Origin of the sequence: Syntrophotalea acetylenica (assembly GCF_001888165.1) — a bacterium.
Taxonomy (GTDB): Bacteria; Desulfobacterota; Desulfuromonadia; order Desulfuromonadales; family Syntrophotaleaceae; genus Syntrophotalea; species Syntrophotalea acetylenica.
Map to the genome: position 1 here is coordinate 1,800,142 of NZ_CP015455.1, position 15,036 is coordinate 1,815,177.

Annotated in this window: 13 protein-coding genes, 1 pseudogene and 1 other annotated feature; all 14 genes and pseudogenes read right to left on the reverse strand. The window is 56.9% G+C overall.

Annotation, left to right across the window (positions count from 1 at the left end; all coding sequences use genetic code 11):
* Positions 1 to 18: 18 nt before the first annotated feature.
* Positions 19 to 1,056, reverse strand: coding sequence for an N-acetyl-gamma-glutamyl-phosphate reductase (argC, locus tag A6070_RS08305; RefSeq protein WP_072288204.1), 1,038 nt, complete (start codon positions 1,054 to 1,056; stop codon positions 19 to 21).
* 111 nt (positions 1,057 to 1,167) lie between these two features.
* On the reverse strand, positions 1,168 to 1,560 hold the full coding sequence (gene rpsI, locus A6070_RS08310; RefSeq protein WP_072287869.1) for a 30S ribosomal protein S9: 393 nt from the start codon (positions 1,558 to 1,560) through the stop codon (positions 1,168 to 1,170).
* Between the two features lie 29 nt (positions 1,561 to 1,589).
* Positions 1,590 to 2,018, reverse strand: coding sequence for a 50S ribosomal protein L13 (gene rplM / locus A6070_RS08315; protein WP_072287870.1), 429 nt, complete (start codon positions 2,016 to 2,018; stop codon positions 1,590 to 1,592).
* A gap of 59 nt (positions 2,019 to 2,077) precedes the next feature.
* The gene (gene truA, locus A6070_RS08320; RefSeq protein ID WP_072287871.1) at positions 2,078 to 2,869 is read right to left on the reverse strand and encodes a tRNA pseudouridine(38-40) synthase TruA; all 792 of its coding nucleotides are present in this window, start codon (positions 2,867 to 2,869) and stop codon (positions 2,078 to 2,080) included.
* Positions 2,866 to 3,618, reverse strand: coding sequence for a CbiQ family ECF transporter T component (locus tag A6070_RS08325; protein WP_072287872.1), 753 nt, complete (start codon positions 3,616 to 3,618; stop codon positions 2,866 to 2,868). Before A6070_RS08325 ends, truA begins: the two co-directional genes overlap by 4 nt.
* 85 nt (positions 3,619 to 3,703) lie before the next feature.
* Positions 3,704 to 4,723, reverse strand: coding sequence for an aspartate-semialdehyde dehydrogenase (locus A6070_RS08330; protein ID WP_072287873.1), 1,020 nt, complete (start codon positions 4,721 to 4,723; stop codon positions 3,704 to 3,706).
* A 71-nt stretch (positions 4,724 to 4,794) separates the two neighbouring features.
* On the reverse strand, positions 4,795 to 5,892 hold the full coding sequence (gene leuB, locus A6070_RS08335) for a 3-isopropylmalate dehydrogenase (protein WP_072287874.1): 1,098 nt from the start codon (positions 5,890 to 5,892) through the stop codon (positions 4,795 to 4,797).
* A gap of 222 nt (positions 5,893 to 6,114) precedes the next feature.
* On the reverse strand, positions 6,115 to 6,645 hold the full coding sequence (locus A6070_RS08340; protein ID WP_072287875.1) for a 3-isopropylmalate dehydratase small subunit: 531 nt from the start codon (positions 6,643 to 6,645) through the stop codon (positions 6,115 to 6,117).
* A gap of 38 nt (positions 6,646 to 6,683) precedes the next feature.
* Positions 6,684 to 7,963: pseudogene (locus A6070_RS08345) on the reverse strand (3-isopropylmalate dehydratase large subunit).
* A gap of 56 nt (positions 7,964 to 8,019) precedes the next feature.
* On the reverse strand, positions 8,020 to 9,561 hold the full coding sequence (locus A6070_RS08350; RefSeq protein WP_072287877.1) for a 2-isopropylmalate synthase: 1,542 nt from the start codon (positions 9,559 to 9,561) through the stop codon (positions 8,020 to 8,022).
* A 206-nt stretch (positions 9,562 to 9,767) separates the two neighbouring features.
* Positions 9,768 to 9,984: a binding site (T-box leader), on the reverse strand.
* A 220-nt stretch (positions 9,985 to 10,204) separates the two neighbouring features.
* Entirely contained in the window at positions 10,205 to 10,849 is a 645-nt protein-coding gene (locus tag A6070_RS08355) for a phosphatidylserine decarboxylase family protein (protein WP_072287878.1), read from the reverse strand.
* Between the two features lie 105 nt (positions 10,850 to 10,954).
* Positions 10,955 to 11,461: an acetolactate synthase small subunit gene (ilvN, locus tag A6070_RS08360; RefSeq protein WP_072287879.1), complete on the reverse strand. Its 507-nt coding sequence runs from the start codon at positions 11,459 to 11,461 to the stop codon at positions 10,955 to 10,957.
* A gap of 12 nt (positions 11,462 to 11,473) precedes the next feature.
* Positions 11,474 to 13,171, reverse strand: coding sequence for a biosynthetic-type acetolactate synthase large subunit (ilvB, locus tag A6070_RS08365; protein ID WP_072287880.1), 1,698 nt, complete (start codon positions 13,169 to 13,171; stop codon positions 11,474 to 11,476).
* Positions 13,172 to 13,250: 79 nt separating this feature from the next.
* The gene (gene ilvD, locus A6070_RS08370) at positions 13,251 to 14,921 is read right to left on the reverse strand and encodes a dihydroxy-acid dehydratase (protein ID WP_072287881.1); all 1,671 of its coding nucleotides are present in this window, start codon (positions 14,919 to 14,921) and stop codon (positions 13,251 to 13,253) included.
* Positions 14,922 to 15,036 lie beyond the last annotated feature (115 nt).

Genomic DNA, 15,036 nt, shown 5'->3' on the forward strand with positions numbered 1-15,036 from the left:
CAGACTCTCCCAGCAGCATCAGGGATACAGGGGAAGATCCTTCAGCCCGCAATCTTCCTCCCAGTCCAGCATGATGTTCATATTCTGCACCGCCTGGCTGGCCGCGCCCTTGAGCAGGTTATCGATAACCGAGACGACGATGACACGGCCGGTGCGAGGGTCCCCGACAACGCCGAGATTACAGAAATTGCTGCCGCGCACATGGAGTATATTGGGTAATTCGCCCTTTGGGTGAACCCGCACAAAAGGTTCATCGGCATAACGCCGCGCGAACAATCCCTGCAGCTGCGCCGTATCCATGGGCTGCGTCAAGGTTGCGTAACAGGTGGACAAAATGCCACGGCTGACCGGCAACAGGTGCGGTGTAAAGCTGACGCGAACCGGCTGCCCCGCCAACTGGCCGAGGGTCTGCTCGATTTCCGGAGTGTGGCGATGCGAAGCCACACCGTAGGCTTTGAAACCTTCATTGACCTCGCAATACAGGCTGCCGAGCTTTGCGGTACGTCCGGCTCCGCTGGTACCCGACTTGCTGTCAATGATCAGGCTGTGTGGATCGATCAGCATCTTTTCCAGCAACGGGGCCAGCGCCAAAGCGACACTGGTCGGATAGCAACCCGGATTGGCCACCAGACGTACGCCGCGAATATTCTCGCGAAAAAGCTCAGGGAGCCCATAGATCGCCTCGCCCAGCAACTCGGGGCTGGTATGTTTGTCGTACCATGCCTCATAAACGGCAACATCGCGCAGGCGGTAATCCGCGGACAGATCGACAACTTTTTTGCCGGCCTTGAGCAATTCGGGAACCACAAGCATGGCGGCCTTGTGAGGCAGTGCGGTAAATACGAAGTCGGATTTTCGGATGATGGTATCGAGGTCGACCGGATCAAAGGCCAGATCGATACGTCCGAGCAGTGAAGGGAAAACACTGACAATGGGCGTTCCGGCATTCTGACGGGAAGTCACGCAGGTAATTTCGACCCGCGGATGATTAAGCAGCAACCGAAGCAGTTCGACACCGGTATAACCACTGGCGCCGACAATGGCAACTCTGACCATGGCAACCTCCATAAAAGCGAAAAGGGAAACCCGCGGGTTTCCCTTTGCACCATAGCTGTAAAGACGCAGAGCTGGGCAGAATGACCGACCCGACCCTGCAACCCATCCGGATTAACGTTTGGAGAACTGGAACCGTGCGCGGGCGGATTTGCGTCCGTATTTTTTGCGCTCCTTGGCACGGCTGTCGCGGGTAATGAATCCGGCTTTTTTAAGCACAGCGCGGAGTTCGGGATCGGCCTCGAGCAGAGCCTTGGTGATGCCATGCTTGATGGCACCGGCCTGACCCGAGGGCCCGCCGCCGCATACATTGACCAGAATATCGAACTTCCCGACGTTGTTGGTCAGTTCAAGAGGCTGGCGAATAACCATCTTGGAGGTTTCCCGTCCAAAATACTCATCCAGGGTGCGACGATTGACAGTAATGTTACCTTCCCCCGGCTGCAGCCAGACACGGGCGATGGATGTTTTTCTTTTGCCGGTTGCGTAGAACCTTTGTTCGGCCATCTTTATCTCCTGACTCGGTCCTGAATTCCTTAAATGTTCAATTCAAGCGGCTGCTGGGCAGCATGCGGATGCTCGCCGCCGGCATACACCTTCAGCTTGCGGATCATGTCCCGGCCCAGCTTGTTCCTGGGCAACATGCCTTTGACAGCCTTCCTGATCAGATCTTCGGGCTTCTTGTCAAGCATTTGCGCGGCAGTGGCCTCGCGCAATCCGCCGGGATATCCGGAGTGGCGGTAATACATCTTGGCAGCCAGTTTATTACCGGTCAGCTTGACCTTTTCGGCATTGATAACGACCACAAAATCACCGGTATCCACACTCGGGGAGTAAATCGCCTTGTGCTTGCCGCGCAGGACGCGGGCAATCTCGCTTGCGGCGCGACCCAGCACCTTGCCATCCAGGTCGACGACATACCAGTTCTTTTTGACTTCGGATTTTTTTGCTACCTGCGTGCTCATGGCTTCCTCTCTATGCGTAAACTGTGATTTGCGTAACGGGACCACAGGGACATCCGAATTTAGCGGAACGTTTCAGACATGTCAAGGCATTTTTGCCCGGGAAAAACATCCTGCCCGGCGTAATCGACCGCCATCAGGCAAAGCCCCTGGGGCGGAGCCGTGACCCCGGCACGATCCCTGCCCCCAGCCGACAGCATATCTTCAATTTCGCAAGGCGACCTGCTTCCCAGGCCGACCTCGACCAGGGTCCCGACCATGATGCGCACCATGTTCCGCAAAAAACCTTCACCGCGCACATCCACCTGCAGCAAAGGATCTTCCTCAACCAGATCGACGGAGAAAAGCTCTCGCACCGTTGTGCGGGCCGCACAGCCGCTGGCGCGAAACGCCGAAAAATCATGTCGCCCGACAAACAGTTCGGCGGCCTCACGCATGGCCTGGACATCCAGTCGCCCACGCACCTGCCAGCTGAAACGGCAGGCCATGGGGGATCGCACCGCAGCGCGATAAATACTGTAACGATACCACTTGGATCTGGCGCTGTAACGGGCGTGAAAATCATCGCATGCCAGCGCTGCGTCGCGCACGGCGATATCCGCCGGAAGGTGCCGGTTGACGCCATCACGATAAGCGCGCATCGGCAAAAGTTTATCCGTGACGAAATGCGCCACCATGCCGCGTGCGTGAACCCCCGCATCGGTACGGCCGGAGGAAACCAGCCGATGCCTGACTCCGCAGATGCGCGCCAGAGCATCCTCAACCACCTGCTGCACGGCGAGGCCGTTGGGTTGAATCTGCCAGCCCACGTATTGCGTGCCGTCGTACTCTATGACAAGCCGCACGACGCTCATCGCACACCCCACAACCAGCACGGCACAAAAACCGCGGATGCCAGCAATACCAGACGGTCGGCCATAGCCATTCGAGCCCCGGCGGATACCTCGGCGGAAAAAGACAGCCCCGATTCGCAATGCACGTTCACGGCTATCATATCAACTTTCTGAAACAGGCCATCCATCAACAGGAAAAAGGACTCCACGGCATCGCCGAACCGCGCAAACCAGGGACGCCCCGGGTTACGATCAGGCTTCTTCGCCGAGGATAGCGCATCCTGAACCAGAGGCAACCATAAAAACACGAGAGCCACATGACGGCTCAGAAAACCCGCCGCGGGCAACCGCCCGAGCCTGCCCATGTTCAACCGCAGGGCCTGCATGAGGCAGGCAGGCGACGTGGTCCAACAGAATACAGCGGAACAAAGCGATGCCAGGCCCAGCCGCCAGACAATCAAAACGCCCTCGTAAAATCCATCCAAAGACAGAAAGGCCACGCCACCCAGCGTCCGTCCGCTGCCCAGCAGAAGGTGCATCAGAAGTACTCCGGCAAACAGCCAGCGTAAGGAAAAGCACCGCCGCAACAGTCGTTGCCGGGGGACACCACACAGCAGCACCAGGCTCAGAACCGGCAGACTGATACCCAGCAGAGCCTTGACGCCAGGGGCCGAAAAAACGCCAACCAGCAAAGCTGCCAGAGCCACCAGCCTGGTGCGGGGGTCGAGTGCGAAGGGTTTTTGCGCCACGGACGGCCGTGCGTCTGCCACAATCTCACCCCTGTCCCTGTATGGTTACCCAGAATCAGCAAAGGGGCCCCGGAGGCCCCTTTGAAAACGACCGGTTGTTTGCAATTTACAGATATTTGGCCGCAAGCAATTCAGCGATCTGAACCGCATTGGTGGCGGCGCCCTTGCGAAGATTGTCGGCAACCACCCACAGATTCAGACCGTTGTCGATCGACTCGTCCTCACGAATACGGCCCACGTAGGTAAGATCCTGCCCGGCGGCATCAATCGCGGTCGGATAAAGCAGATTGGCAACATCATCAACCACCCGGACGCCCGGAGCCGCAGCCAGAAGTTCGCGGGCCTTGGCCGCGGACAGCGGTTTTTCGGTTTCGATATTGACCGCTTCGCTATGGCAGTAAAACACCGGAACCCGAACCGTGGTGGCGGTAACACGCAAGGCGTTGTCGCCGAGAATTTTTCTGGTTTCGTTGACCATTTTCATTTCTTCCTTGGTATAGCCGTTATCAAGGAAGACATCAATGTGCGGCAGGCAATTAAAGGCAATCTGATGAGGATACACCTTGCACTCGGCAGGACGACCGTTGAGCAACTCGCCGGATTGAATGCGCAGCTCCTCGATGGCATTTCGTCCGGTGCCGGACACGGCCTGATAGGTAGAAACAACGATACGCTTGATTTTAGCGTAGTCATGCAGCGGCTTGAGGGCAACCATCATCTGGATAGTGGAACAGTTGGGGTTGGCGATGATACCTTTATTGGTATACAGGGCAACATCCGCCGGGTTGACTTCGGGAACCACCAAAGGGACTTCGGGATCCATGCGCCAGGCACTGGAATTATCAACGCAGACCGCCCCGGAAGCCGCGGCGATGGGACAGAATTCCTCACTGCGCGAACCGCCGGCGCTGAACAGGGCGATATCGATACCCTTGAAAGAATCCCTGCCAAGTTTCTGCACAACCAGTTGCTCGCCCCTGAATTCCAGAAATTTCCCTTCGGAACGTTCGGACGCCAGCAAACGCAGCTCCCCGATGGGAAAATTACGCTCGGCCAACACTTCCAGCATCTGATTACCCACGGCGCCGGTAGCTCCGGCGACCGCGACATTGAACAACTTGGACATGGATGATTCCTTCCGCTTGGAACGCGACTATAGATTATCAGGGGACAGGACCTGTTCCGGTCCCTGCCGGCTTACGCCCGGTTAATTTCAGCCACCACCGCATCGCCCATGGCGCTGGTGGAAACCAACTGCTCACCGCTCGCATTCTGGAATATATCCTGAGTGCGCAACCCTTTGGCAAGACAGTTTTCCACTGCTTTTTCAATACATTCCGCGGCCTCGGGCAGACCGCATGAATACCGCAGCAGCATTGCCGCCGATAAAATCTGGGCAACGGGATTGGCAACATTTTTACCGGCGATGTCCGGCGCGCTGCCGCCGGCAGGTTCGTACATGCCGAAGGTGCCTTCCGCCAGCGAGGCAGATGGCAACATCCCCAGAGAGCCGGTCAGCATGGCGGCCTCGTCAGACAGAATGTCACCAAACATATTGGGGCACAAAACCACGTCGAACTGCTTGGGATTCTTGACCAGCTGCATGGCGGCGTTATCGACATACATATGGGTCAGGGCGACATCGGGGTAGTCGGCGGCAACCTGTTCCACCACTTCGCGCCACAGCACCGAACTCGACAGGACATTCGCCTTATCGATGGACACGAGTTTTTTGCCTCTCTTGCCGGCGGCTTCAAAAGCGACGCGCGCGATTCGCTCGATCTCGTATGCTGAATAAGCCATGGTATCAAAACCGCGCCGCTGAGAGCCTTCGCCCTCGATCCCTTTGGGCTGGGCGAAATATACATCCCCGGTCAGCTCGCGGACAACCAGGATATCGAAACCTCCGGCTATAATTTCTTCCTTGAGTGAAGAAGCCGAGGTCAAAGACGGAAACACGATGGCAGGCCGGAAGTTGCAGAACAGCCCGAAGATTTTTCGCAAAGGCAACAGCGCACCGCGCTCGGGACGCTCCTCGGCGGGCAGCAGATCCCACTTGGGCCCGCCGACACTGCCAAACAGAATGGCGTCGGAGGCGTGGCACAATGCGATCGTGGCATCGGGCAGCGCCTTTCCATCCGTATCGATGGCAACGCCGCCCACATTGGCAAAGTTGCGTTCGAACCTGACGCCGAATTTCTGTTCAATGGCATCCAGAACCTTCATGGCCTCTGCCATGATTTCAGGGCCAATACCGTCACCGGGCAAAACTGCCAGCTTGAATGCTTTTTTCATTGCAGATAGTCTCCTTGCAAATAAGGCCTTGCACCGCTCATTTCCGTTACCCGGTTTGCTCGAACGGCGCCATAATAGGAAGGGCCTCGGGAAATTGTCAAATATTTTTGCCCTTTGAGGGCCTCGGCCAAAAGAGTTGCGCCTTAAATGGCACATATTTATGTGTTTCTTTTGGCACAGTGTTAACAAAAAATGACCGGGGCGAGCCCGGTCATCTTGGTCTTAATACCGCTGGTCGGCAAATTCGACCCATCCACCCGCCTCAACCAGGGCCTGATCGAAGGGGCTGATGGCAAAGGAAAAGACTTCCCTGCGCGCGCCGACCTCGGCCTCGATCCGGTGCGTCTGAAGGTTGATGGCAATCATGACTTCCCCTTGTTTCTCCAGATCCAGAAGACGGTCAATATCCTCCGCCGGCAACTCAATGGCAAGCATGCCGCAGTTAAACATATTCTGGCGGAAAATACGTGCATAGCTCTCGGCAATGACCGTATAGATACCATTGACTTCCAGCGACCATGGCGCGTGCTCGCGCGATGATCCGCAACCGAAGTTTTTACGAGCCACAATCACTTTGGCCCGTCGCAATGCCTCCCCGGCAGGATCGAACCCGGGCAGTTTCAGATCCTCAAGCAGGTAGGGCTTGAGGGCTTCCTTGGTAACTTCCGTCAAATAGCGCGCCGGGATGATTTCGTCGGTATTGATATCGGACCGATCCAGAAAAATTGCCGGACCGCCAAAGGTTCTTTTCATAATGGTTTTGCTCCTTCCTCAAAAAGCCGCATTGCGGATCACAAATCGCGTGGATCGGTCACGGCTCCCGTAATCCCGGAAGCGGCCGCGGTTGCCGGACTCATAAGGTACACCATCCCCCCTGCCCCATGCGTCCCTGGAAGTTCCGGTTGCTGGTCGCGGCACAAGCCTCGCCAGGCGCCAGAACGCCGTTGCTCATACCGAGGCACGCGCCGCAGGTCGGATTGGTGATGCAGAAGCCGGCATCCATGAAAATGGCGAGAAGCCCCTCTTCCATCGCCTGACGGAAGATTTTGGGAGTGCCGGGCGACAGGATCCCGCGTACGTTGGCAGCAAGCTTGCGGCCCCTGAGAATTTCAGCGGCCTGGCGCAGGTCTTCAAGGCGACCGTTGGTGCAGGTGCCGATATACACCTGGTCGATTTTGGCACCGGCCATCTCCCGCGCAGACTTAACGCAGTCGGGCTTATAGTCGAAGGTCACCTGGGGCTCAAGACCGGTGACATCGATATCAAGGACCCTGGCGTACTCGGCATCGGCATCCGAATGCCACTTTTTGAAATCGGCAAGGGCAGCTTCCCTGGAAGGGTACTCCTCGGCGATAAAGGGCCACAGATAATCAACCGTCACCGCGTCGGGCAGACAGATGCCGCAGGTGCCACCGGCTTCGATGGCCATATTGGTCAGCGTCATGCGGGCATCCATGGACATGGCCTCGACCACCGGACCACGGAACTCGATCACGTGATCGGTGGCACCGTTGACGCCAAGCCGGTGAATGATATGCAGTATGACATCCTTGGCGTAGACGTGCGCGGGGAGGTTTCCGGAAATGTTGACCCTGATGCTCTGCGGCTTGCGGAAGGCGCAAACCCCTTTCAGGATACCGACCTCCAGGTCGGTAGTGCCGACGCCGGCGGCAAAAGCGCCGAAAGCGCCATGGGTACAGGTGTGACTGTCACCCATGATGACGGTGAATCCGGGACGGATAAAACCCTTCTCCGGAAACAGCGCATGGCACACGCCATTGTGACCGATATCGAAAAAATCGGGAATGTCGTGGCGGTGAGCCCAGTCCCGCAGAATTTTTCCCTGGATAGCGGTCTTGCTGTCCTTGGCCGGGGTGACATGATCGATAACGGCCTTGATCTTGAGGGGATCGAAAACCCGGTCCTTGCCACGCCACTCCAGGTCGGCAATGGCCACTGGGGTGGTAATTTCGTGACACAGAACCCGGTCGAGATCAAGAACATAGGTTCCCGGAAAGGGTTCGTCACGCAGATGCGCTGCGAAAATCTTTTGTGCAATCGTCTGTCCCATGAATGACTCCAAAATTCCTGAAAAAAATCGGGCCGGAACCCCGGCCCGCCAATGAGCTAAAAATGGGCCGTAGGGCGTTTTTTGACCACGGATGCCAGATGGTTCAGAGCATTGATGTATGCCTTGGCACTGGCCACGATGATATCGGGATGCGCCCCCTGGCCAAGCACCTCGCGGCCGTCGAGTTCAAGGCGCACGGTGCATTCACCCTGGGCATCGGTACCCCCGGTAATCGCGCCGACGGTGAAACTGAGCAGATTGGCCTTGCTCTTGGTGAGTTTCTTGATGGCCTTGAAGGTGGCGTCAACGGGTCCGCCGCCAATCATTGCGCCCTTTTTAACCTTACCGTCGATTTCCATTTCAACCGTAGCGGTGGGAGCGGCGAAGGAACCGGAGCTGGTGTTCATCTGCAACAATTTGTATTTTTCGGGGATACGAATGATTTCGTCGGCTACAATGGCATCGAGGTCTTCGTCGAAAATCTCCTTCTTCTGGTCGGCAAGGGCCTTGAAACGCACGAAAGCCCGGTCCAGATCATCCTTGCCCAGAGCATAGCCGAGCTGTTCCAGACGCTGTCCGAAAGCATGCCGTCCCGAATGCTTGCCAAGCACCAGCTTATTGCGGGTCAGGCCGATGGACTCGGGCGTCATGATCTCGTAGGTCGACTTCTCCATCAAAACTCCATGTTGATGGATGCCCGCTTCATGAGCAAAGGCATTGGCGCCGACAATCGCCTTGTTGGGCTGCACCTGAATGCCGGTGATGGTGGACAGCAATTTGCTGGTGGCATAGATATGCTCGGTAACCAGGTCGGTTTTGAACGGCAGGATGTCGGCGCGGGTGCGCAGCGTCATAACGACCTCTTCCAGCGAACAGTTGCCGGCGCGCTCGCCGATGCCGTTGATGGTACACTCAACCTGCTCTGCCCCCGCCTCAATGGCAGCCAAAGAATTGGCCACCGCCAGACCGAGGTCGTTGTGGCAATGCACGGACAGAATGGCCTTGTCGACATTGGGCACGCTGTTTTTAAGCCCGCGGATCAGAGCGGCAAATTCGGACGGGATGCTGTAGCCGACCGTATCGGGGATGTTGACGACTCTGGCTCCCGCGGCAATGACCGCCTCGACCACCCGAGCCAGAAATTCGGGCCGGGTGCGCGCTGCGTCCTCGCAGCTGAACTCGATATTTTCCGTATAACGACCGGCACGCCGGATGGCGGCAACAGCGGTCTCGATGACCTGTTCCTCGCTCATCTTGAGCTTGTACTTCATGTGAATGTCGCTGGTGGCCAGGAACGTGTGGATGCGGCCGCGGTCTCCGGCATGCTTGAGAGCCTCCCAGGCACAGTCAATGTCCTTGTCGGACGCACGGCACAGTCCGGCGATCTGCGGCCCCTTGATGGTCTGGGCAATACGCCTTACCGCTTCGAAATCGCCTTCGGAAGCAATGGGAAAACCGGCCTCGATTACATCAACGTTCAATTTGGCAAGCTGAAACGCGATACGCAGTTTCTCATCGATATTCATGCTGGCGCCAGGCGATTGCTCGCCATCGCGCAGGGTAGTGTCGAAAATCTTTATATTTTTTACGTTCTGCATGGGACCTCCGTCAGTTGCCGCCCCGGCATCGTCACCGCAAGCAGGGAGCGGTCGTCTTCGTGAATAATTTTCGGACAATTTTACCTATAACGTAAGGACGATGAACTATCAGGTCACCCAGGTCCGATTCCACCTGACCACCCCCTTTCCTGTTTCCGCGCATCATGACCAAGCATGCCGCCGGATACACAAAAGCTCTCTTCCCTTCCAGGGGCGAGAGCTTGGCTTCGCGGTACCACCCTGATTCAGCCCCGACGGGGCCCTTTATTTCCATTCACGCAGGCTCACGTCGCAACCTAGCCGCCACTGCCGGTTCAATCGCGCAACTCCGAGGCGAGTTCAGCCCGCTCGATACCGGCTCGCAGCAACCGCCGGCTCTCTGCAATCGAGTGAGGACCTACTACTCCTCTTCACCGTCTTTCAGACATTCTCTATACCGTACTAGACCAGAATCCAGGCCATACTGTCAAGGCGTAAAGGGTCGAAACAGCAGTTATTGCAGCATTTTTTCGATACGGCGATACGATATTCGGTATCTTTAAAATACCGGCCCTGCCTCTTTGTTGAAGCGGAAGACAAACCCCATGCCGGTGCGCCGCCGGCTTTCATCCGCAACCTGAGCATGCCCGCATCTGAAAATCCATCATTTCAGATAACCAAGCACCGACTCACCACCCCAGACTCTTTCACCGACTCGCACCTGGATATCGACATCCTCCGGAAAATAAAGATCGACGCGGGATCCGAACCGGATCAGTCCATACCGGGCACCCCGCTGCAGAATATCCCCCAGTACCGGATATGAGACAATGCGCCGCGCTATCAGCCCGGCTATCTGCACTACAAGCATTTTGCGTCCCGAAGAGTCTTCCAGCAGCATTCCGGACTGCTCATTGTTCAGACTGGCCTTGTCCAGGGAGGCATTGAGAAACTGCCCCTTGTTGTAAAACAGATCCACAACCTTGCCGGAAATCGGTACGCGATTCACATGGACATCAAAGACCGACATGAAGATGCTGATCTTGGTGACTTCAGCTTTGAAACAGCGCTCCTCCAGGGCAGGCCCGACATAAATCACCTTGCCGTCGGCTGGAGCCAGAATCGCCACCGCCTCGGCGTCACTGTAGCGCTCGGGATTGCGGAAAAAATAGGTTGCAAACAGGGTCAGGCCGAGAAACAGAATGGTACATAGCCCCCACCCCAGAAGCGCGAATACCAAGGTGATAAAAGCGAACAAGCCGATAAAGGGGTAGCCTTCGACAGCTACCGGTTGATTTTGGTTACGCATAAAGCGTTTCCTCTCTTGTCCCATAAAAAAAACGACGAAAAGGGCCGCTGGGCCCTACCATGTATCCCCAAGGCAAGCAACAGCAGTGTCGCTACTGGCAGAACTTCAGCCGTTCCACCCCTTGTGTCCGCGCCCCAGAACGATGGGTCCTGAGCGCACGATTTCCTGAATGCCAATGGGCTTGAGCAGATCGACAACCGCCTGAATCTTGCCTGGAGCACCGGTGATCTCGATGGTATAGGACCGCGCCGTTACATCAACGACACTCCCCCGGAAGATATCGACGATGCGCAGAACCTCGGCCCGCGTATCCTCGGTGGCCTGCACCTTGATCAGCGCCAGTTCACGCTCCACAAACTCACAGTCGGTAAAATCGATGACCTTGATGGTGTCGATGAGTTTGTTGAGCTGTTTGGTGATCTGTTCCAGGATGCGTTCATCGCCGCTGGTCACAATGGTCATGCGGGAGATGCTGGGATCCAGAGTCGGCGCGACCGACAAACTTTCAATATTGAACCCGCGGCCGGAGAAAAGCCCTGCAACACGGGTCAGGACCCCGAACTCGTTTTCCACAAGTACGGAAATCGTATGTTTTGCCTCTTGGCTTGCCATTACACCCACCTCCTAAGAAGCCAGAACCATTTCATCGATCGCAGCCCCTGCAGGTACCATGGGCATGACATTTTCTTCCCGGTCGACCTGGAATTCCATCAGAACCGGACCCGGTATTTCGAGAGCTTTTCGGATAACCCCTTCCACCTCGGCAGGACGGGTGGCACGCAAACCTGTAGCACCGTAAGCCTCGGCCAGTTTGACGAAATCAATCGGCAGCTCCATCGGCGTCTGACTGTAGCGCCGATCAAAGAACAACTGCTGCCACTGTCGCACCATGCCAAGAAAATTATTGTTCAGAATCGCAATTTTCACGGGCAGTTTGTACTGCACAAGGGTCGCGAGTTCCTGGGAATTCATCTGGAAGGAACCGTCCCCGGAAATGTCAATGACCTGCCGGTCGGGACAAGCCACCTGGGCCCCAAGGGCAGCGGGAAGACCAAATCCCATGGTCCCCAATCCGCCGGAGGTTATAAAACTGCGTGGATGGCAGAAATTGAAAAACTGCGCGGTCCACATCTGATGTTGTCCTACCTCGGTGGCGATGACGGCATCCCTGGCCGTCAGTTCCCGGATCTTCTGGATGACAAACTGCGGTTTGATGACGGTATCGCTGGCCTTGTAAGTCATGGGGTACTGGGAACGCCAGGCATCGATCTGACTGCGCCAGGACGCGGTAAGCTCCGGAAGAGCCTGGACCTGTGCCGCATCGCTCCGGAGGCGGTCCATGATATTGGTGATCACGTCCCGCAGTTCCCCGACAATGGGCAGATCAACCCTGACATTCTTCTTGATGGAGGTGGGATCGATGTCGATATGAATGATTTTGGCTTTAGGCGCAAAAGCCGCGACTCTGCCGGTGACACGGTCGTCAAATCGCGCACCGATGGCAACCAGAAGGTCCGCATTGGTAACGGCCATATTGGCGTAATAGGTTCCATGCATGCCGAGCATGCCAAGAGCAAGAGGATGCCCCGTCGGGAAAGCGGCCATCCCCATCAGGGTTGTCACCACCGGTGCCTGGATGAGCTCGGCAAAGGACATCAGATCCTCGCCGGCATCGGAAGCCGTTGCACCGCCGCCGACAAAGAGCACCGGACGGCGGGACGCCAGGATCATTTTGGCGGCTTTCTCAACCTGCCGCACATTGCCGCTGTAAGTCGGCTTGTAGCCTCGCAGTTCAACGGTTTCGGGATAGGAAAAACGGGTCGCTGCGATCTGCACGTCTTTAGGAAGATCGATCAGAACGGGGCCTGGACGACCGGTGCGGGCGATATAGAAAGCCTGTTTGATGATGCGTGCGAGGTCCTTGACATCCTTGACCAGATAATTGTGCTTGGTAATGGAGCGGGTCATGCCGACAATGTCCGCTTCCTGAAAAGCGTCGTTGCCGATCAGAGGCGTCGGCACCTGCCCGGTAATGACCACCATCGGAGTCGAATCCATGTAGGCGGTTGCGATACCGGTCACTGTGTTGGTCGCACCGGGACCGCTGGTGGCAATGGCCACGCCCACCTTGCCCGTCGCCCGGGCATAGCCGTCGGCAGCGTGTACAGCCGCCTGCTCATGTCGGGTAAGGATGTGCTTGATGGGGTAATCAAGCAAGTCGTTGTAGATATTGATGACGGTACCGCCGGGATAACCGAACACCGTGTCCACACCCTCGAGCACCAGGCTTTCCAGAAGTATCTGAGAACCGGTTTTCTTCACGCCATGCCTCCTCGCAAGCCAGCATCATGTAAAACACCCGGACGGCGGCCTGGCTGCCGCCCGGGATCAATGGCCTTTGTCATCGCGCCTGACAGATGGCGCCGGTATTGGCCGACGTTACCACAGAGGCATAGCGGGACAACCAGCCTTTTTTGATCTTGGGCTCGGGAGCCTGCCAGCGTTGGCGACGCTCCTCCAGCACCTGCTCCGGCACCTTCAGCTCAAGGCGGCGGGTCGGGATGTCAAGCTCGATGACATCACCATCCTCGACAAGGGCAATGGTCCCCCCCACCGCGGCTTCCGGTGAAACGTGCCCGATGCACGGGCCACGGGTGCCGCCGGAAAAACGCCCATCGGTGATCAGCGCAACGCTGTCGCCGAGCCCGAGTCCCATGAGGGTTGCCGTAGGGGCAAGCATTTCGCGCATGCCGGGACCTCCTTTGGGACCCTCGTAACGGATCACGACCACGTCACCGGCTTTGACGACCCCATTCATGAGGGCCTGCATGGCATCTTCCTCTGAATTGAAGCAACGGGCCGTACCCTCGAATTTCATCATTTTTTCGGATACCCCCGACTGTTTGACGATCGCGCCGTCAGGGGCCAGATTACCTGACAGAACGGCGATCCCTCCCTCGGGGCGGATCGCATCGCTCATTGGATGAATGACTTCCTCGTCGACATCATAAACACTGTCGATGATCTGCTTCACGCTGATACCACCGAGAGTGGGGTTGTCAAGGATAAGGTCGCGCAGCTGGTAGAGCACACCCGGCACGCCACCGGCGGCATCGAGATCTTCCATGAAATATTTTCCCCCGGGATTCATGGATGCCAGTTGCGGCGTGTCACGGCCAAGTTTATCGAACATATCCAGAGGCAGATCGACTTCCGCCTCATGAGCAATAGCCAGCAGGTGCAGAACCGTGTTGCTCGATCCGCCAAGCGCCAGATCTACCCGAATGGCGTTTTCGAAAGCCTGCCGGGTAAGAATCTGTCGTGGAGTGATGCCTTCCCGGACCAGATCGACGATGCGCTCTCCCGAAGCAAAAGCAATATGCCGTTTGTGGGAAGAAACCGCTACCGTGGTACCGCATCCTACCAGGCTCATACCGAGAGTTTCGGTCAGAATCGCCATGGTATTGGCGGTAAACAGCCCCTGACAGGACCCGGCGCCGGGACATGCGCGGTTTTCGCACTGCTGCAGTTCATCGGCGCTGATTTCACCTTTTTTGAACCGGGCCATAGCCTCGAAGGTATCGGTAACAAACGAATAACGACGACCGCGACGTCCCGTCCCGGTCAGCATGGGCCCTGCCGTAACGACAATACAGGGGATGTCGAGCCGCGCCGCGGCCATCAGCATGCCGGGCGTAATCTTGTCGCAATTGGTGAGCAACACCAGACCATCGAGGCGGTGCGCTTCGGCAATCGATTCGACCATATCGGCAATCAGCTCACGGGTGGACAGGGAGTAGTGCATCCCCTTGTGACCCATGGCAATACCGTCACAGACACCAGGAATACCAAACAGAAAGGAATACCCGCCTCCGGTATGCACACCCTTTTCGATGAAGCGCTCAAGATCGCGCATTCCAATATGGCCGGGGATCAGGTCGGTAAAAGAGGTGGCGATCCCGATAAGGGGCTTGTCCAGCTCCTTGCGGGGAATGCCGGTGCCCATCAGCAGGGCGCGATGGGGGGCGCGTTCAAATCCTTGTGTGACGGCTTCGCTTCGTTTGCCTTTCATAAGTCGGATAGATTCCTTTCCTGAAGATCTGTTGTCTGCCCCGGTGACCTTTCCGGGTGCCTTGACCAGCAGCGTCACACATCCCGGATTTCATAAAATTGTCGACAGCGCAAAA